The sequence below is a fragment of the Candidatus Palauibacter sp. genome (genome assembly GCF_965213655.1).
Lineage (GTDB): Bacteria > Gemmatimonadota > Gemmatimonadetes > Palauibacterales > Palauibacteraceae > Palauibacter.
Map to the genome: position 1 here is coordinate 3,267,627 of NZ_CBDBZT010000003.1, position 19,328 is coordinate 3,286,954.

At 65.3% G+C, this 19,328-nt stretch carries 15 protein-coding genes and 2 tRNA genes; 3 read left to right on the plus strand and 14 right to left on the minus strand.

Features of this window, described 5'->3' with window-relative positions; all coding sequences use genetic code 11:
* The 8 genes from cas7c to ACOOGH_RS16630 all read right to left on the minus strand — a co-directional run bounded on the left by cas7c (position 1) and on the right by ACOOGH_RS16630 (position 10,083).
* A complete protein-coding gene (gene cas7c / locus ACOOGH_RS16595) occupies positions 1 to 852 on the minus strand; it encodes a type I-C CRISPR-associated protein Cas7/Csd2 (protein WP_420449969.1) in 852 nt (283 codons plus the stop codon).
* On the minus strand, positions 845 to 2,587 hold the full coding sequence (cas8c, locus tag ACOOGH_RS16600; protein WP_420449970.1) for a type I-C CRISPR-associated protein Cas8c/Csd1: 1,743 nt from the start codon (positions 2,585 to 2,587) through the stop codon (positions 845 to 847). The genes cas7c and cas8c overlap by 8 nt, the downstream gene beginning before the upstream one ends.
* On the minus strand, positions 2,584 to 3,261 hold the full coding sequence (gene cas5c, locus ACOOGH_RS16605; protein WP_420449971.1) for a type I-C CRISPR-associated protein Cas5c: 678 nt from the start codon (positions 3,259 to 3,261) through the stop codon (positions 2,584 to 2,586). Before cas5c ends, cas8c begins: the two co-directional genes overlap by 4 nt.
* On the minus strand, positions 3,258 to 5,579 hold the full coding sequence (gene cas3, locus ACOOGH_RS16610) for a CRISPR-associated helicase Cas3' (RefSeq protein WP_420449972.1): 2,322 nt from the start codon (positions 5,577 to 5,579) through the stop codon (positions 3,258 to 3,260). Before cas3 ends, cas5c begins: the two co-directional genes overlap by 4 nt.
* A gap of 953 nt (positions 5,580 to 6,532) precedes the next feature.
* Complete coding sequence (locus tag ACOOGH_RS16615) at positions 6,533 to 6,820, minus strand: hypothetical protein (protein ID WP_420449973.1); 288 nt, start codon at positions 6,818 to 6,820, stop codon at positions 6,533 to 6,535.
* Positions 6,817 to 7,116 carry a hypothetical protein gene (locus ACOOGH_RS16620; protein WP_420449974.1) on the minus strand — a complete coding sequence of 100 codons (300 nt, stop codon included), beginning with the start codon at positions 7,114 to 7,116 and terminating at the stop codon, positions 6,817 to 6,819. The genes ACOOGH_RS16615 and ACOOGH_RS16620 overlap by 4 nt, the downstream gene beginning before the upstream one ends.
* A 1,236-nt stretch (positions 7,117 to 8,352) precedes the next feature.
* Positions 8,353 to 9,573 carry a hypothetical protein gene (locus ACOOGH_RS16625; RefSeq protein WP_420449975.1) on the minus strand — a complete coding sequence of 407 codons (1,221 nt, stop codon included), beginning with the start codon at positions 9,571 to 9,573 and terminating at the stop codon, positions 8,353 to 8,355.
* A gap of 216 nt (positions 9,574 to 9,789) precedes the next feature.
* Positions 9,790 to 10,083 (minus strand): HU family DNA-binding protein, encoded by a 294-nt coding sequence (locus tag ACOOGH_RS16630; protein WP_420449976.1) that lies wholly within the window; start codon positions 10,081 to 10,083, stop codon positions 9,790 to 9,792.
* 492 nt (positions 10,084 to 10,575) lie between these two features.
* Between ACOOGH_RS16630 and ACOOGH_RS16635 the strand changes: the two genes are divergently transcribed.
* Positions 10,576 to 10,896: a GYD domain-containing protein gene (locus ACOOGH_RS16635; protein WP_420449256.1), complete on the plus strand. Its 321-nt coding sequence runs from the start codon at positions 10,576 to 10,578 to the stop codon at positions 10,894 to 10,896.
* A 281-nt stretch (positions 10,897 to 11,177) separates the two neighbouring features.
* On the opposite strand, the gene ACOOGH_RS16640 is transcribed toward ACOOGH_RS16635, so the two are convergent.
* The 5 genes from ACOOGH_RS16640 to ACOOGH_RS16660 form a co-directional block, all read right to left on the minus strand.
* Entirely contained in the window at positions 11,178 to 12,476 is a 1,299-nt protein-coding gene (locus tag ACOOGH_RS16640) for an OFA family MFS transporter (protein WP_420449905.1), read from the minus strand.
* A gap of 1 nt (position 12,477) precedes the next feature.
* Positions 12,478 to 13,218 carry a hypothetical protein gene (locus ACOOGH_RS16645; RefSeq protein WP_420449906.1) on the minus strand — a complete coding sequence of 247 codons (741 nt, stop codon included), beginning with the start codon at positions 13,216 to 13,218 and terminating at the stop codon, positions 12,478 to 12,480.
* Positions 13,215 to 14,660 carry an ABC transporter substrate-binding protein gene (locus ACOOGH_RS16650; protein WP_420449907.1) on the minus strand — a complete coding sequence of 482 codons (1,446 nt, stop codon included), beginning with the start codon at positions 14,658 to 14,660 and terminating at the stop codon, positions 13,215 to 13,217. The genes ACOOGH_RS16645 and ACOOGH_RS16650 overlap by 4 nt, the downstream gene beginning before the upstream one ends.
* A 111-nt stretch (positions 14,661 to 14,771) precedes the next feature.
* Positions 14,772 to 15,827, minus strand: a complete 1,056-nt coding sequence (locus tag ACOOGH_RS16655) for a porin (protein ID WP_420449908.1) — start codon at positions 15,825 to 15,827, stop codon at positions 14,772 to 14,774.
* Between the two features lie 415 nt (positions 15,828 to 16,242).
* On the minus strand, positions 16,243 to 17,436 hold the full coding sequence (locus ACOOGH_RS16660) for a tyrosine-type recombinase/integrase (protein ID WP_420449977.1): 1,194 nt from the start codon (positions 17,434 to 17,436) through the stop codon (positions 16,243 to 16,245).
* 419 nt (positions 17,437 to 17,855) lie between these two features.
* Between ACOOGH_RS16660 and ACOOGH_RS16665 the strand changes: the two genes are divergently transcribed.
* Positions 17,856 to 17,943 (plus strand) — tRNA-Ser (locus ACOOGH_RS16665).
* A 210-nt stretch (positions 17,944 to 18,153) separates the two neighbouring features.
* Positions 18,154 to 18,235, plus strand: a tRNA-Ser gene (locus tag ACOOGH_RS16670).
* A 259-nt stretch (positions 18,236 to 18,494) separates the two neighbouring features.
* Here the strand turns inward: ACOOGH_RS16670 and queC are convergent.
* On the minus strand, positions 18,495 to 19,187 hold the full coding sequence (queC, locus tag ACOOGH_RS16675) for a 7-cyano-7-deazaguanine synthase QueC (RefSeq protein ID WP_420449978.1): 693 nt from the start codon (positions 19,185 to 19,187) through the stop codon (positions 18,495 to 18,497).
* Positions 19,188 to 19,328 lie beyond the last annotated feature (141 nt).

A 19,328-nucleotide genomic window follows, 5' to 3' on the forward strand; every position in this document is an offset into this window, starting at 1 on the left:
TCACCCCATAACCCGCCGCAACGTCACGCCCTGTGGCAGATCGTCCTCGTCCAAACGGACATCGAAGTCCGAGAAGCTCCTCGGCGCTTCGACTGCGCGCGCGACCCTCACCCGATCAAACAGAGTGTGGGCCGGCGCCGAACCGAGCTCGCTCTCGTGCTCGAATACGTAGAGGCCCCTCGTGCTCATCATCCCGCGCGCGGCCGATCGGTCGTGTTCGAACATCTCGGCGAGGGCGCGGAACAGGAGGCTCTGATCCTCACCGGAGAATCCGGTGTCCCGAGCCAGCGCCGCGGAGATGAAGCCGTGGGCCCGATAGAGCCCATACGGCACCGTGCTTTTCCGGCCCATGGTCCTCTCCTTAGCGAGATCGCGCTCGTTCGTCACTGCCATGCGAGTGATGGAGTGATCGAAGGAAACGATCGGACCGACGCTCCGGCCGAATGTGAGCTGAACGGGGCCTCGGACCTGACCGGCGTTCACACCGGTGCTCATGACGGCCCCGAACGTTCGAATGTCGAAGTAGTTGCCGCACATGTGGCGGCGAACCTTCTCCACATCGTCGCCGGAAGACTTCTCTGGATCCAGATTCAGCGCCTTGTAGGCCTCCTGATGCCTGCGATTGAGAACGGCCTTTTCCTTGATGTAGATGGCGTTCGGTGGCTCGCCCCCTTTCGCCAGCTCCACGAAGTTGCGGACCTTCCTCTTTAGGCATACGTCGGTGACAATCCCCTCGCCGGTCTCGGCATCGATCCGGGGAAGATTTCCGGCATCGGGGTCGCCATTGGGATTCCCGTCCATCACATCGAAGAGGAGGACGAAGTCGGAGCGCTTGGAAACGGAATCAGGCATGGGAAATCTCCTCGGCCTCGCTGGATTTGGTGAAGAAGGACTGGCGTTGATGGTAGTAGCCGAGCGCGAACCGGCCTTGGTCGGGCAACGACAGGACGGTCGGGAAGCTCTCGAAGCCATCGAGAATGGAGCCCAGAAGTCGCTCGAAGTTCACCACGGCCCCTCGGTTCTCGATCTTGGCCATGTGGTGGTTCTTGAGCTTCATGACCGTGGGGAAGATCGCTGTGGGCGTAGTGGACGCGGCGCTGTAATACCGCTCGCGGATCCCTGACTGGATCCCGGGATTGGCCCGGTCCTGAACGCGCTCCAGGACGGCGAACAGGCGTCCTAGGCGATAGCCGACGTTGTCGTTTCCTTCGTCGAGAGCCACGCTGACCTCCGGATCGTTGGCGGAATGGCGGGCCACCCGGATCAGGCAACCTTTGATGACGGCGGCGCGATCCGGGCTCACGTCCTGCTCGGCCCGGGCCCTTTGCACGGCGGAACTTAGTAGATGCCGCGGATATGGCTGCTCGGTGAGGATGGCATCAAGGACGGCCCCAGCCAAGTTCGCGGCGACGTTCTTCTCCTTGCCCAGAACCGCCGTGGCGCGGAGAAGCGCAGCCACCGAGGGGTATCGAGCAGCCCAGGGCGGCCGAATCACATCCACGTCCTGGAAGTGCTGGAGGACGGCTGCGGCGAAGCCCTCCACGGTGGTGGGCCGCCAGAAGCGGATGGCCAGACGCGCGGCGTTCGGAGCCAGGCCGAGGACGTAGAAACGCTCCCCACTGCCCGTGCCGGGCGGCGCTCCCTGTTTCGAGGCGGCGTACACAGCCTTCAGCCGATCCACACCCCGATCCGGATCGTCCAGGATCTCCTGATCGTCGCCGAAGAGGGCGCCCGCCAAGTTCCGGATCTTGTTTCCCTCCTCTGCCCAGAATACGACGGAGGTGCCACTGACGTGGGCGTTGGTGGGGCTGTCGCGATGAAGGAGCAGGTTGAGGGCGGTCGTATAGGCGAACGCCGCCGCCTCCGAGACGGGAGCGTTGGCGCCCTGTTCTCGGCCGTGGGTCTGGAACGCGCTGAGATTGAAGGAAACGATGTTGGCCCCCGACGACTGGGCTCCCCAGACGCCCTTGATCGCCGGATGGAGGGCGGCGATGGGCCCCTCGTCACCTGTGACCAAGCACTGGGCGAGCGCGGCGTCGTCCGAAGCGACTGACGCCCGGATACCATCCACCACCTCGGGCCGTTCGCAGATGAGGCGGGTGTCCACGGCGAGGCGGAAGCCAACATACGCTCCGGTGGTGGATTCCACTTCGGGCCATGTCGGGTGAGTCCAAACGACCTCTCGATCACCTGCGTGGAGGAAAACCAGCAGGGCCCGCAGCCCGATGTCTTCAGGGGCTGGACCGAAGACTTCCGCGATCTTCTCACGGAACGCCCGATGCTGTTTCTGCACGCGCTCCGCCTTCTTCCTCTCCGCGACGAATCCCAGCGCGTAGTCGGGCTTGTCCCAGAGAAGGTTGGCGCGGATCGCGCTCGTGCGTTTCTCCGCCTCGGGCACCAGGAATCTCCTCCCCCTCCTTTTCCCTGCCCCCGCGTCCCGCGTGTCCTCGATGTTAAGAAACTCGCCCTCCTTAGAGAGAACGATGACGAAAGGGATCTCCCGGTGCTCGAACCCCCACTCGGGGGTGCCGTCGGGGTCCGCCGCCCGCTTCCGCTCGTAGTAGTCGGCCAGCGCCTGGAGGATCAACGGCGCACCTCCGGCGAACCCGGGGGGGGAACCTCGACCCTGCCGTCCCGGAGCTCGGCCCTGAAGAACCGATCACCGGGCGGAGTGGTCGAATAATCGAAGTCGTAGAACATCCATCCCAGATCCCTCGCCTCTGAGATGCCCTCGCACTGCTCGGGTACCGGCCCGAAGTGAGCGGCGAACTCCCGCGTGCCAAGGTACGGACGACGGTAGCACTGACCCTTTGCTACACGCCGCCGGAACATGTCCAGGAATTTCCCCTCGTTGTCGGCCATTCCCGCCCGCTCGGTGATAAGGAACTGAGCGTGGATGACGTAGGCCACGTCGCGGAGCACCAGCGCCGCGCGCTGCTGGCGGTCGTCCTCCACGGTGATGCCGTCGGCTAGCGTCCCCTGCCTCATGGCTTGCTTCGCGAGCGTCCAAGAGCCCTGACTTCCCACCTCGTTTCGCCGGATCGTGGCCCATCGAATCGGTTTCAAGACCTCGATGGTGTGCACGCGCCACTCGATGGCGGGCTTCCACAGGATGGACTCCAGGATGCCCCGGGCCGCAGACGGCGTCGGCACATCGTAGGAAACCCGTTCGACCTTCATCTCCGGTCGAGTGAAACACGCGTACTCGCCCCACACGTGCACCGAGATTCCGTAGCCGCTCCCCCTGTCCAGGGCGTTCATCCTATCAGATCCTCCGGGTCTCGTGCCGTTTCCAAGTTGACGGTGAGGCCGAGCACGTCGTCGTACAACGACGTGTCGCGCTGAACGTAGAGTCGGTCGTGAATCTCCTCGACCGCGCCTGCCACCTCAAGAGGAAGGAGATGGCGGCGGCTTACGCCGACCACCGCTCGTTGCAGGCGTCGGAAGACGCCCCGCCCTCCTCCGCCGTGCTCCAGGTCGCGGAGCGCCGATTCCACCTGGGGATCTCCGTCAGGGCCCGGCCAGCGCACTACGATGCTGCCGCGATCCCGGTCGTCGATGAGGCGGAATCTTGACGCCGCCGTGCGGAAGGCGTAGTCCAGCCGTTCGCTTCGGCCGTCGTGATCCAGGAGCCGGCGGATTTCCTCCTTGTCGAGCCGGTCCCCGCGAAGCCAGTACAGGTGCCGAAAGAACCGATCGAAGGAGCTCGGCGCCAAGGGGTCCAGCTCACCTTCCGCGAACAGCGATCGTGTCACGTCGGCGGCCTGCCGCAGTATCCCTGGCGGCGGCGAGGTCGGAGGAACGAAGACGTACACCTCACCGCGATCTTTTCGCCCCTCCCGGTTACAGCGGCCGGCGGCCTGCGCGACGGAGTCGAGGCCGGCCAGCGCCCGGAAGACCACGGGAAAGTCAAGGTCCACGCCGGCCTCGACGAGTTGGGTGCTGACTACCCGAACGTCTTCGCCCCGACCGAGCCGCTCCTTGACGTCACGAATCACGCCAGAGCGATGAGCCCCGCACATCAGAGCCGAGAGGTGGACGGCTGTCGCATCCTCTCTCCGAACACGCAGGAAGAGCTCGCGGGCGTCTTCCCGACGGTTCACCACGCAGAGGGCGGACGGCTCCGCAAGCATGCGCTCGGCCACCTCATCCCATCCCTTCGGTTCGTCCAGCCTTCTCGGAATCCGGACGCGCACGCGCCGCAGGCACTCGTGGAGCGAGTCGGGGTCCGGGACGATCTCCCTTACGCCTCGCAGTTTCTTGCCGCCCGCGTCCGTTGCCGACCAGCTGGGCCGCGTCGCCGTCATCAAGAGCACCGTCACGCCGAAATCATCCACCAGGAACTGGAGGACATCCAAGATGGGATGGAGGAAGTCTGCATTGAGGAGCTGAACCTCGTCGAGCACCACGACACTGTCCACAAGGTTGTGGAGCTTACGGGCCCGACTCGTGCGGGCCGCGAACAGCGACTCGAAGAACTGTACGTTGGTGGTCACGATGATCGGCGCGTCCCAGTTCTCCGCAGCCAGTCGCCCCCGAACGGTCTCCCTGTCTGGATCGAGGTTCGAGTGGTGCTCGAGGACCACGGTCCAAGGCTCCCCCTCCCCGAGGGCCTCCCGGAAGACATCGACCGTCTGCTCTAGGATGCTCGTGTACGGAATCACGTAGATGATCCGGCTCTTCCCATGGTGGAGGGCGTGGCGGAGGGCGAATGCCATGGACGAGAGGGTCTTTCCGCCACCGGTGGGAACGGTCAGGGAGAACAACCCGGGCTCGCGACCCGCCGCATCGCGACACCACGTCAGTATCTTCCCTCTGAGCCGGTTCACCTCGGTGTCATCGCGCACCTTCGTCACCATGAAGCCCTCGAAGGCCTGAGCGATACGCCCGAGGTCCTTCCATCCAGAGCGCGCCCCCGCCCGCTCCGGGTCCATGAACGCCTCCGTGTCGAGGAAGTCGGCGTCTACGAGAGCCGAGAAGAGGAGGCGGACCCAGAGAGAGAGAGACTTGCGGCAGGGAGGCCCACCCCGCGGTGTATCCCCGGCGAGAAAGGCAAGGGCGGCAGGAACCGCGGTAGTCGCCTTGAGGAGTTCGCCACGCTCCCGTAGCCTCACCTCCAGGGCCCCGGCACCGCCATCCGCCTGGCTCCAGTCAGGGAGCCCCGCGTGGTGGCCCGCGATGACATAGGCGAGCAGCTGCCCGATGGCAGCGCCACGGTCACCATTCTTCCCCAAGTGCGACGCCGCGTGTAGCGCCCCTACCGAGGAGTGATCCACACGGCCCGGAACCGAGTCCTCTAAGTGGGCCTCTAAGTGGGCCTCGGCGTTGAAGCCGCTCTCGCGACGGATGTAAGACTGGAAGGTGGGCTGGAACTTCCCCAGATCGTGCCAAAGTCCGGCAAGCCGCCCCCAGTCCTGCGCGCCGAACTTGTCGGCAAAGTCCCCGGCACGCCTCTCGACGGAACGCAGGTGTTCATCGAGCCCGTGGAGTCGGAATCGTCCGTGGCCGATGTCCTGGACATGGGCCAACGGCGCGGAGGCCGGGCACCCCAGTGTTCCAGACTCCTCGAAGACATCCACTTGCCACCACCTCCCGTCGCACAAAGCCTAGCTTGAGTCCTACGGAACCGCCCATCCACCCACTTCGGGATTCCGCCCGTACACGCTATCCGCTCCACGCACCCGACGCGGCCCGACACGCTATCGGAGCTCCCAACCATCGAGGCCTCCACCACACGCCCGCCCGCCCGCACATATCGCCAAGCCCGCCACGAGATCGCCCGTAGCGACTCCGGCCCGGCCCTCGATTGCCTCCACGATCTGCTCACGCAAAGCGGAAGCTCGGCCCGCTGGGTGTTGTCGCCGCCACCTTCCACCGTTCGCGATTTCGCCCGCCGAGCCGCGGAGGCCCGCCGCCATTCGAAAGACTGAGCCTCGAGTATCCCATCCGGCGTTTACTCGACGCCCAAGTAGCGGCCGTTGCCATCCGTCCGGTCCTGCAAGACGCACGCCCACTCGGCGCACACGTAGTTGGCCGGCGGCGGCGAACGTTCCCGCGTCGTACCCGATGCCCATCCGCAGCGCCGGACGAACAAGCCCACCGGAACGTCCGCACTGGACGCGAGCGCCGATCCGGTGGGCCGATCCCGCCAGATCGGCGCAACGGTAGTTCTCCCCCATCCCGTAGAGCAACAACCAGCGCCGCGATCCGCCCGTTGATGCCGACCTAGCTTCGATCACGACCGACTGTCGCTCAGCGTCGGCGCCCGCGATCAATGCCGTCCGTGTCGAGCAGCTTGCGGTCCCGCTTCGACTCCGAGCGCAATTCCAATACCGCCGATCCCAGATCCCGTCCCCGGGGACTGAGCTTGTACAGAGTGGTTCTGCCCTGGCCTATTGGCCGGGCCAGTCCCGCGTCGACGAGACTCTGGATCGCTCGCCTCGCCCTCCTGACCCGGCATCCGAGCAACCGCCGAACGGCGACCGGACCGAACGGCGAGCCGTCAGCAAACTCGACCAGCATCCGCTTGGCGTCATTCGTCACGAGCGTCCACGCGAGCCCGGATTGGAGCGCCCGGGCGTCGGCCCCGCCTCTCCCCGGCGAGCCGCTCGGCCTCGTCCGCCGCCCCGGCGATCGTGCGGAAACCCGGTCCCGACCGGTCGGCGCCCGTCGAGACTTTCCGGGAAGCGAGCACCACGTACCACCGGTCCGCGCGATCGTCCTCTCCGTCCATGTAATGACCGCGCTCGAGCCGATACCCGGCCATCTCGGCGCGGAACCGGTGCGCCCGCAGAATGACGCCCTTATCGAACTCGCTCATCGAGCTATGCGCCCTTTCCCGGTCTGCCAGGAGTGCATGGCCACCAGCTTCATGAGCGGATACTGCGGTCCACCAGACTCAACCATCTCACGCTGTAACTCTTTCAGTGTCGACCGGTTTTCGGCGGAAAATTCTAGGACCCGCTGGACGAAGCTCTTATCAAGGCTGCCGTAGGTGTTCCCCTCGTGCTTGAACCCTTTCTCGAAATACCTGTCGCGCGCCGGGAGGCAGCCTACCGTTCCCAGCAGGACCTTCGTGACCACCAGGCCCATCTCTTTCTGCTGCTTCTTCACCATGAGTTCTCTGTAGGTGGCCTCAACCGTTCTTGACCAAGTCCATGATCATCCCCACGAGTTCGATGTCTTCCCTGCGGATGCCGAGATCAGGTTGCCAGAGGTCCGAGAACTGAGTCGACGTCAGGACGCGGATGACCGGCTTATGGACTTCATGCGTATGCTCCCGGAGAAAAGGGCCCCGATACATGCCCCAACTGGCGAGGTAACAGCCCAAGTGGAGGGCGGCGGCGTCTACCACCTCGGTGTCTTGTTGGTCTGCCAGGTCCTCGCGGTGCCGTCGGAAGAACCCGTAGCAATGGTCCCATGAGCGGCCTCGGGCAGTCGGAGGAACACACTGCTCGCGGTAGTACCGCCAGATGGTATCGTCCATTGTTGCCTGGCTCATTGACCGCCGCGCGATGGTGTCTTGGTTATCCGGCCGCCCGGCGCTCCAAGCGGGGGACGAGGTCCTGGGGCACCGCCTCCAATCTGGAATGGGGAGCACCAGACGGCCAGCCGGCTGCGGTGCTGATGGCGGCGAGGTCCATGGAGCGGTGTGGAGCAAGCTCGACCGCGCGAAGCGCGTCTGGAGGATTCCGGCGAGCCGGATGAAGACCGCGCGGCAGCTCGGAAACGGCGGCCCGCTCGTGTTCCTTCGTCTGCGCAGAAAAAGCCGGTCGGGAGCGCGGCGATCGTGGGCCTGCTCAGGGGGCTGAAGACCGGGCTGTGCTGCACAACTCTCGGTCGAGCTTCCGCGACAGGGTCGCCGACGAAACTGACCATCTCCGCGAGGCGGAGGACGCGGCGCCGGCACAGAGTTCCGCAACCGGATCGGGGCCGCGTACAGGCGCACCGACTTGGCTCGAGCGCCGGCGCCGGCTCAGGCGCGACTGCACCGTATGCGTCGTTAGCGAGCGTCGCGAGTTGGAGGCTGCACTAGGCCGCTGGGGCGCTGGCTCCTGACCGTTACTGGTCGTAAGCCAGCACACGCGGTGTTGAACACTGCGGCTGGCGAGGGGTGGCTCCGCCCCCCTTCGATCCCCCCAAGAAACGCGCTTCGCCGGCGTGGGCTTGGCGCTCGCGTGACCGCCCCGATGAGCGTATCCGCGCATCGTCAGGATCGCCGCGTGGGATGCGTCAACCCGTCGGCGGCTCCGGGAGGTTGTCTTGTCGCTCCAACCGCCGCAGCCGCTTCACCACCACCGATGACCCGTGGGCCCTGCTCCGTGACGCGCTCATCGACACGGGGCCGGGAGTCTACCGGACATCTTGCGGCAATCGCCTCACGGTGATGACCGGGACATCAAACTCGTCCGTGCCGAGGAAAGCTGCCAGACCGTCGGGACCAAAGGCGTCCGGCATTTCGCGCCTCCCGGCGGGGAAGGTTCCGACGTAGCGCCCGTCCGGTGCGAGCACGTCGATGGGACCCGGATCGCTTGCACCCGGCTCCGTGCTCCGCTCGATCCACAGGCTTCCGTCCCACGTGACGCGCACGGCGGCTATCACAGGCACGTCGGCGTGGAACTGCATGTTATCAAGAGCCTCCCGCCGTGTAGACTGAATGCGGCTGATCATCTCCGAGACCTGCGGCGGCGGATCGCCACCGCTCAGGGAGGTAAACGTCCGCTTGCTCTCCCTTTCGAGCCGCCGTTGCCGCTCCGCCCGCTTCAACTCCTCCGTCGCCGGCAGCGGTCGTATTGGTCGGCGTAGGATGCGCGAGACCGCCCCGGAGGCATCGGTGAGCTTGACTGCGTAAGCAGTAGAATCGGAAAACGCGATCCCGCCCGTTGGCAGCGCGTCGAACAGCACCTCCGGTTCAAATCCCCATTCCGCGTCGGCGAGCGCGGCGAGCACAGTCTCGAAACCCGCACCGTCCGGGAACTCGGTCGTAGCTCGTGGAGCCCAAGCTTCGAACAGCAACCGGTCCTCGACCTCCTCCGAGGACATGTCAATACGGAGGATCGAGCGTTCGTCCCGGCCCAACACCGTCCGAGACCCCGTCCGCTCCGATCGAAGACCCGCACGGATTCCGAAGCCGAATCCTGGACCCGACTCCCGCACCGTGCGTTCGTACCCGCCACCGGGACTGAAGATGTGGTATCCTCTCATCATGTCGCCAACCAACGCTCCTCCGTCCTCCCATACGACCAGCTGCGACGCCGTCTGAAACTCGCCCGGACCCTGGCCCGCGCGCCCGAAGTCTCCGACATGGCGTCCGGAAGCATCCACGACAACGACCCGCCCTCCGCCCCCCGCGCCCGCCCCGTCCAGCAAGTACAGGTTCCCCACACCGTCGAAGCCGACGCCTTGGATGGAGGAGAATTCCTCCCATCGGGCCACCGCGTCCGCAGAGCCGACGCGGTACACCGACTCGAACTCCGCCGGGAGCGGAATATCCTCGGCAGGCAGATCGACAACCTCTTGGGCACGGATGCCTGTAGCTCCCAAAACGGCGACGAGCGCTCCGACCGTTGCCATTCCACCGATAACCAATGGTCCGAGTCTCCGATGCATCTTGGCCACGCCTCCACATGGATCAGGTCCCGTCAAGCCCTACAGGGGCCACTGACTATGAAAGTCGTAGATGCATGGGCGCAAGCGATCCCGGCGGCCCGAATCCGGGGAGGGTGACCGTGCGCGGGGCGTCGGGGGTTCCAAGGGGGCCGAGCACCCCCTTGGCCAGAGCCGCGATGTTCAACGTCGCGTCGGCTGGCTTGCTTGCTTGCTTGCTTGACTACCTAACGGTGTTCGAGCCGGCGGGAACGCCGTCCCAAGGCCTACAACGCAGCGGCCTCGAAGGGCTTTGTCAGTTCCGGATGCGCCGCAACGTTGGTCCACTCGAATGCTGAGGCAACTCGAAGGCTCGAATGCCGACTCAACACGCGGCGAGACCTCGACCGGTTCGCCAGTTCTCGGATTGCCGCACGTTCCCCTGCGGTGTCGCACCTTGAAGGTGCCCGAAACCCCAGGTCCCGATGTGGTCGCCACACCAGCGTTTCGCTCACGGCGTCGAGGATATGTGACGCAGCAAGTCTCCAACGAGACTTGGTCGGCCTAACGGGGCCTCGCGCTTGGACCGGCGGGTGACCGCTATCGGCGCGGAAAGAGTGGTTTTGGGGTGATCCACGGCAACCCAGTACCAACTGTCAATGGCGGCCGAAAATGTGACACACCCGGCCGGAGTTGACGAGCCTCGGGGGGTGTATCGGCCCCATCTTGCGGCGTACGCGGTCGCATCTCGGGATTGACGTGAGTCAACGGCAATTCAGAGCGTTTTGAATTGGTCGGCAGGGCGCAAACGCTAACGAAACTTGTCCCTCGTCGCCGGAGGCGATGGCAAGACCGTCTTGACGGCGGGTTCGGTATGGTCGAATCTGGCTTCGGAAGTGAACTGCTCGGGTCTAGCGAGATGCCGACTCGCGATCGTTACGAGAGAGGCTTCTTCACCGTCGACTGTGGGCCAAGGAATTGGAGGGGAACGTGGGAAAGTACATGTTGCGGACAAGCTACACGCCGTCCGGCTTGAAAGGTCTGATTGCCGAGGGAGGCACTGGGAGGCGTGAGGCCTTGCGCCAAACCGTGGAGAGCATCGGTGGCACGCTGGAGGGGTTTTACTACGCTCTCGGCGACGACGACCTCTACTTGATCGCCGACCTTCCGGACGAGACAGCAGCCCTGTCATTATCGCTGAACATCGCGGCAGCCGGGGCCCTTACGGTCGCCGTGACTGTTCTGGTCGACCCGGAGACCGTTGACGAGGCGGTCGCGCGGGGCGTCGCGTATCGCCCACCGGGAGCTTGATGGGCTCATCCCCTCTTCTGGGGGTCTGGGCAGACCATATTTTGACTCAGTGAGGGTCCGGCTTCCGGGGCTGATCCAGGTTCCGGAAATGTGTGGAAAGAGCGTTGTGATCGAAGATTCGGCATCGAGGTTCCGTTGTAGCTGAGATAGGTTTCGCCGCGACCTGTGCGACTTGCATCCGCGACCGGGTTACCGGGTGATGGGTCATTTTGGAGTAGCTCTTGGGTTGCCTTGGTCGGGGCGTAGGCGGCCCTTTTCGCGTTATTTCGCTTCGGTGCCCGTCAGGACCGGTCGGGGACGGGGATGCCGTAGCGCTCCAGGGTCTGCCGCACCGTCGGGCGGCCGAGGCGGACGCGGTCATCGTCGAGCAGGTAGGAGAACAGGTAGCCCGCGCCCAGCATCAGGATCCCGATCAGGAAACAGTACATGACCGCCCGGTCGGGGTAGCTGTCCTTCAGGTATCCGACGTACAGCGGGCCGCAGATGCCGGCTGCCGCCCACGCAGTCAGGATCGCGCCGTAGACCTTCGACATGTTCCTGGGACCGTACACCTCGAGGATGAACGACGGCATGGTCGCGAACCCGCCGCCGAAGCAGAGCAGCACGTAGCACACGAGCGCCGAGAACACCCACGGGTTGGACTCGGTCATCAGGACGCCGAACACGACCATCTGGCTCGCGAGCAGCATCCGGAACACCGCCACGCGCCCCACGCGGTCGGAGAGCCACGCCCACAGGATCCGTCCCAGCCCGTTGCACACGGAACTTGCCGCGATGAGCGTCGCTCCGTACTCCGCAAGCACCGCTGGTTCGACGCTCGGATCGGCCAGCCCCCACACCTCCTGGAGGAGTTCGGACTGGAAGCTGATGACCGAGATGCCCGCGGCGATGTTGAAGAAGAAGACGATCCAGATGATGACGAACTGGCTGGATTTCAGGTACGGGGCCACCTGTGCGGGCTGCTTCCACGGCGCGACCTGGGCGGCGGGGGGGTCGTCGATGACCAGGCTGCTCGGGATCAGGATGCAGGCGAAGACGATCCCCAGCCACAGGAAGGTCTGCGCAAGGTCCCCCTCCGTCTGCACGACGAGCAGGGGCGCGAGACCCTTGCTCAGGAGGAGCGCGCCGATGCCGAAGCCCATCACGACGATGCCCGTGACCAGTCCCTTCCGGTCCGGGAACCACTTCGCGGCCGTGGTGACGGGCGTCACGTACCCCAGTCCGATGCCCATCCCGCCGATGAACCCGTAGCCGAGGTAGAAGAGCAGGATCGAATCCAGCCGCAACGCGACGCTCGCCACGACGTAGCCACCGGCGAACAGGGTGCTTCCGATGAGGGCGAGACGCCGGGGCCCCACCTTGGGCAGCAGCTGGCCGGCCCAGGCCGCGGCCGTTCCGAGGGAGAAGATCGCGATGCAGAAGGCCAGCGATCCCTCGGTGAACGTCCAGCCGGCCTGCCGGACAAGAATCGTCTGAAAGAAACTCCAGGCGTACACCGTGCCGAAGCAGACCTGCAGGACGGTGCAGAAGAAGGCGATCGCGACTCGGGGCGCCTTCCAGCCCTCTGTGGATGAGGCCACGTCAGTCCGCTCCCGGCGCCGTCTCGCCCTTCACGGCGTGCAGCATGAGGCGGGCCATCTCCCCGATCTCGTCATCGCGCGCCAGCACCTTCGCATCGGTCGCCGCGGCTTCGTCGCGGCGCGCCAGCGTCACCACGTAGGAGAGCAGATCCTCCAGCGGCGTGACGGCGAGCCTCACGAACCAGATCGAGCCCAGGATGCCGACGATGAGAATGATGCAGATGAGGTATATCTGCTGCCCGGTGGCCCGCTGGATCTTCAGCCGCACGAGGTCCAGGTCCATCCCCACATGCACCGTGCCGGCCTGGCCAGCCAGGATCGGGCTCCCGACCTCGACGAAATCGCCCATCCCCGGCAGGCTGCGCTCGATCGGCTCGGTGGCGTGCGGGTCGCCCTCGCGGATCACGTCCGGGACGCCCGGCACGAACGTGTGGGTCAGGATCTCGCCGGTGTCGCTCGTGATGTAGATGTACCGGATGCTCTGGATCTCGACGAACTGGTCGATGAGCGACTGCAGCGTCGCGAGGTTGCGGTTGAGGAGGATGTCGACGCTGGAGTCGGCGATGTTCTTGGCGATGTTCGCGCTGTTGCTCTCGTACTCCTCCGACAGCTGGCTGGAGACCGTGCGGATCGAAAGGGCGGAGGTGGAGAAGACGATCGCCCCGAAGAGGACGAAAATGCCGAAGCGCGTCCTCCGAAAGAGCTTCTTGATCCGGATCTCGTTTGATTCCGGCTGGTTCACGAGGCCCCGTCGCTCGTCGCGTTCAGGCCGAACTTGGCTTCCCAGTCGTTGAGGGTGACGAAGCGGCCGTCCTCCACGACGGTGTGGTAGACGCTCTGGAGGCCCTGTCGTCGATCGGGCCCGAACGAGACCATTTCGCCGATCCCCAGATCATAGTTCCGCACCGAGAACACCGCGTCGTTCAGCTTGCCGCGCTCCGGTGTGCCGTCAATCCGACGCAGGATTTCCGTCAGCAGCTTCGCATCCAGGTATCCCTCGAGGCTCGTGAAGCTGTACGGGAACGGGTCGTACGGTTCCACCACCAGCTCTTCCGGCACCTGTGGATCGTAGCGGTCCATCAGGTCCCGGTACTCGGGCACGGACGGAATCGTCGTGTCCTCGTAACTGGGCACGACCTGCGAGTTCACGAGCCACGGCGTGTAATGGGCCGGGTCGTCGCGGCTGGCCTCCACGAGAAGGGAGAGCAGGTTCTCGCTCCCCACGAAGGAGAGGTTCGCGATGGGCACGTGCAGACCCAGATCCATCGCGTCGCGGGCGAAGGCGGCGCAGGCGGCGTACGCGCCCACGCAGATGACCGCATCGGGCTCGGCCTCCTGCAGGATCTCGACCTGCGGCCGCATGATGCTCGTGAACTGCGTGCCTCGCCTGTAGGTGGCCTCGCCTGCAATCGTCTCCCCGTGCCGTGCCAGCGCCGCCCTCACGCCGGCCCAGCCGCTGCGCCCGTAGGCGTCGGCCTGGTAAAAGACGGCGATGCGCCGCCGCCCGATGCGGACGAAGTTGTCGACGAGACCGGCCGTCTCCTGGCCATAGGAGGCGCGCAGGTTGAACGCGAACTCCCCGTACGGCGCTTCCCGCTGCGGCTGGGCGCCCGTGAACGGAAAGAAGATGTACATCTGCTGGTCCTGGAACTTCTTCAGCAGCGGCAGGACGCGGGTGACGGTCGGCGTGCCGACGTAGCCGAACAGCAGAAAGACTTCGTCCTCCAGCATCAGCTTGAGCGTGTTCTCCACGCACGGATCGGGCTGATAACCGTCGTCGTAGAGCTTGAGGGTGATTCGCCGCCCGTTGACGCCGCCCTGTTCGTTCACTTGGCCGAAGCAGGCCATGGCGCCGCGGTAGAGTTCGGTGCCCAGTCCTCGCGAGGGCCCGGAGAAGGCCGCGGACACGCCAAGGAGGATCTCGTCGTCAGGCTGCGCGCGGCTCCTTCCGCTCCAGCGCAGGCCGGGAGCGAGCGGTCGGGAGGGGGCGCCGAGAGAGGCGTTGAGCGATGCCGCGAAGGGCGCGCCGAGCAGACCGGCGAGACCGGCGCGGATCGCGGAGCGGCGCGTCAGGAGCCCGCCGGACGGAGGGCCCTCAGAGTCCGGGGATCGAGAAGAAGACCGCACACCACGAACTCCCCCGGTTAGGTCGATTTGATTGAGGCTGTCGCTTACGCCCGACATGCCTAGACCTCCGTTTCGATCATCGACCGATCCGACCAATAGTCGAAGTCTATCACAAGCAGACATAGATTCAAAGCACGGCGGCACCGGTCTGCCGAACTTGACCGGCGATCAGAAGAAGGCGAACGCTTGGACTTTCAGGGACCAGTCGGAATGATCGCCGGACGTGTAGAAATCCACGTTGGTGGAGATCCCGTTCCGGCCCACGAAGTAGACCATCACGCCCGGGGTCACGACCGTACCCGTGACCTTGTCGGGATCTTCGGCACCCGAGTCGACCCAGCTAACCCGGACCATCGGCTCGACCGCCGCGAAGTGTGACTCGGGCGCCAAGGGGAAATACCAGAAAGCCATGAGCTGAAGGGCCGAGAACTTCGCGTCGTCGTCCAGCTTCCAATTGCGGCCCTGCAGGGCGTTGACCATGAGATGGGGACCGTCGAGCCAGGTCCCGATCTCCACCTCGGCCCCGTAGGCCGGCACGCCCATCGTCTCGCCATGCGAATCCAGCGTCTCGTCCAGGGCCAAGTAGGCCGACACTCGGCTGCCGGCGGCCGGGAACACCGAGAAGCGACCGGAGGCGGACTTGCCGCGGTTCACGTCCCTGTAGCCGATTCCCTCACCGTTGGTGAGTGTGAACCGGTATCCGAAACGCTCCCCGAAGCGACCCTGCGCGAGGATGCCCGGCTCGTAGTTGTCCAGCCCCAATGCGCCGGTCAGACGACCAAAGGAGCACACGCTGCCCACACCGGGGCAGTGATCGACGCCGGTGACCCGAGCGTCGCGCTCGATGATCGGGAGCCAAGCGTTCGGCACGAGCCAGAACTCCGAAATCCCCTTCTTGAACTGGCCCAGCTGTACCTGCAGCGCTTCGCTCGCCGTAAGTTCGAGGTAGGCCTCTAGCACCGTCGACCCGTCGATATCGTACTGCGCGCGTGCCGCCACCAGATCGTTCAGCCGCCCGTCCATCGTCACCCACGCACGGCGGATGAAGAACGATGAGGGCGTGTCGTCGACGCTCGATGCCTCGAACTGAGCTTGGATCCTGGCGCCGATGGTGACGCTGGACCCGCCGCGTGCCCCAATTTCCTGTGCGTTCAGGGGCCCGGCGATCACAAGTGCCAGTCCCAAGCCGACTACGGCTGCCACTCCGCTGAAAGGTATGCTCATGTGGATCTGCCCTCTCGAAGAAGGTCCCGGGCGGCCCGGTCACGGTCGAAGATAGCTGCCTCTGGCCAGACCGCCAGCGCCGTTCTCTTGCGCAGTACCAAAGGGGGATCCCGAAGACCGACAGTTTGGAGAGGCGAAGCCCGAACCTCCGAAGCGTGGGGACCACAAGCGCGAGCCGGTGCCTATCGCAGTCAGCTTCCCAGCCACAGAAAGGGTTGGGCCAGATGGGGACCGAATTGTGCTTCCTTATGCTCCATGTCGAGAGCAGGGTCCAACCAGATGTAGACCTCAATCGGGGGACGGAAGAGCCTGCACCTCTGTTCGATTTGAGCGTCGGTCTCGCGACGGGACGCCTTTGATCGTTGCCAAGAACGCTGTTTCGTACCCCCCTTGTCCGTACCTGTCCGGTTTGCGTTCAGGCAGGGTCCGCTCCTGCGGGCCTGGCAAGGTAGCGAGCCCACTGCTCCATCACCTCCCGCCGCCGCGCGAAAAGGGTTCCTCGGGCGTATGCGGCCTCCACCTTGTCACGTACGACGTGGGCCAAGGCCGCCTCGGCAACCTCCCTGGCCACGCCGGTGTCGCCGCACCAGACTCTGAACGACGTGCGGAACCCATGGGGCACGGCGGCAACGCCGTTCTCCCTGAGCAGCTTCGAGAGCGTGCTGGCCGAGAGTGCCCGATTGGTCGGAGAGGGGAAGACCAGTCCATCGCCGCCTGCGTGACGGCGAGCCTCGCAGAGGACCTCGATCGCCCTCGGAGTCAGCGGCACCCTGTGTGTACGCCCGGACTTCATGCGGTCGCCCGGGACCGTCCAAGTCTCCGTCCCGACGTCCATTTCCTGCCACATGGCGTGGCGGACCTCGCCCGACCGCGCCGCCGTCAGAACCAGAAACTCGAAGGCGAGCTTGGTCGCCGGCCATGCCCGCGAAGCGCGGATCGCCTCCAGCGCCGCGCCCACCTCCCCGTGGGGAAGTGCCCGGAAGTGCCGACGGCCCTTCCCGTGCCGGGGGAGGGCCGAACCGATGGCGTCACCGGCCGGGTTGCTCTCCCGGTAGCCTTGGGCCACCGCCCACTTCATGATCGCGCCGATTCGCTGGCGCACTCTCCGCGCGGTCTCCGGCTTGCTCGACCAGATCGGGAGCAGGATCTCCATCACGTCCGCCGTCGTGATCTCGTCGACCCCCTTCGCGCCCAGCCGCGGCATCGCGTAGTCGCGAAGACTCGCCCGCCACTGACCCTCGCTTCTCCCGCCGGGACGCCAAGACGCACGGTGGATGGCGATCACCGTCTCGGCTGCTTCCTTGAACTTCGGCGAGGCCTCTCTGGCCAGCCTCGGATCCTCGCCGGACCGGGCCGACTTGCGGTACTCGAAAGCCTTCTGGCGGGCCTCGGCGAGCGTCACATAAGGGTATCCGCCCAAGCCCATATCCACCCGCTTTCCGCCAACGGTGCCGCGCCAGATCCATTGCTTGCTCCCGGAGGGAAGCACCCGTAGGATGAGGCCGTGCTGGTCCCCGTATTTGTCTGGACCGGTCTTGCCGCTGTGACCGACGTTGCGGACGAACAGGCCGGTGAGTCCGGTCGCTGGTTTCGGTGTCTTCGAGGTCATTGCTCTTGGTTACCGTCTCATCTGTTGTCCCACGGTACGTCCCACAGCGTGTTCAAGAATACCCGGAACATCACGGGATGTCAAGGGACGGCATGGCGGATGTAACATTTTTGGGGAAAGGGATTTAGGACACGTTACGGGATCAGCATGGACTGCACGGGAATGGCGGGGAGGCGGACACCCCCTCCGCCTGGAAGTAGGAGAGTGTGGGGCGAAACTCCGGTTGAGGCGTGACTCGAAAGAGTCTCGTGGGTTCGAACCGAGCGACCGAAGGGAGCGAGCTCGGCGAGCTGCGGAGCGGTGAAGCCAACCGAGCGACCAACGGAAGCGAGCTCGGCGAACCCTGCGAAGCAGGGAGAGCCCATTCCCACCCCCTCCGCCTGCAGCAGAACCTCCGGCACACCCGGAGGCGTTTTTTTGGACGGGTGGCCGAGCGGACTAAGGCGCACGCCTGGAGAGCGTGTGGGCAGCAACCCTGCCTCGTGGGTTCGAATCCCACCCCGTCCGTCCAGGCAGTTCCACGAGGCAGGGCCGAAACGCCTGCCCTCGTGGGTTCGAACCGAGCGACCAGCGGGAGCGAGCTCGGGGAGCGTAGCGACCCAATCCCACCCCGTCCGTCGCTTTCAAAAGTTTGACATCAGGAACCCTCGCGGAGCACCTTCCCCGGCCCCGCATGCTGGGTGCTGAGCGTCTGCCGGACCCCTGTATGCGGCACCTGGAGAGGTGGCAGAACGGCAATGCACCGGTCTCGAAAACCGGCGCCCTCACGGGCTTGGGGGTTCGAATCCCCCCCTCTCCGCTTAGAAGGGGTTCGAACCGAGCGAGCGAAGCGAGCGAGCTCGGCGAGTCCCGCGCAGCGGGAGGAAGCCAATCCCCCCCTCTCCGCTTAGAAGGGGTTCGAACCGAGCGAGCGAAGCGAGCGAGCTCGGCGAGTCCCGCGCAGCGGGAGGAAGCCAATCCCCCCCCTCTCCGCTTGGAAGGGGTTCGAACCGAGCGAGCGAAGCGAGCGAGCTCGGCGAGTCCCGCGCAGCGGGAGGAAGCCAATCCCCCCCTCTCCGTTACGCAGGCTGGTACGGAGCCGGATCCCGTGCGTCCGCCGCAGCGAATCCTGCGAGTCTCAGGCGACAGGAGTCACACTCGGCACAGGCAGCGCCCGACTCATCGGGATCGTAGCAACTCCGTGTCAGCCCGTAATCGACGCCCAGCGCGAGTCCGCGCTGGATGATCTCCCCCTTGGTAAGATCGATCAGAGGTGCATGGATCCGGAACGGCCGACTCCCTTCCACTCCCGCCCTGGTACCGAGGCCGGCGAGTCTCTCGAAGGCAGCAAGAAACTCGGGTCGGCAGTCCGGATATCCGCTGTAATCGACTGCATTGACGCCGATGAAGATGTTGCGGGCGTCGAGAACTTCGGCCCAGGCGAGAGCCAGCGACAGGAAGATGGTGTTTCTTGCAGGGACGTACGTCACGGGAATCTCCTCCGGATCCCCAGCTGCGACTGCGCCCTTGGGTACCTCCAGGTCTCCCGTGAGCGCCGAGCCCCCGAACGTGCGCAGATCGATTTCGGTGATGACGTGCCGGGCCACTCCCATGGCTTCGGCCACGTGGCGGGCGGCCTCCACCTCGAGTTCATGTCTTAGTCCGTAGCGCAGGGTCAGCGCATGGACCTGATACCCCTGCTCAAGCGCGATCGCCAGGGTGGTCGCCGAGTCCAGTCCACCGCTCAACAGGACTACCGCTCTGCGGCCCATCGAATACCTCCAAACGGGGTGCACATAAGGCGTTTCCGGGGCACGTCGGCGGCCACTTGTAACATGATTTCGCACGCCACTGCAACGCATGGTAGCGCGGGGCCGTTTCCATCGAGGGGCCTGCGTCAAGAGTCGTCCTCG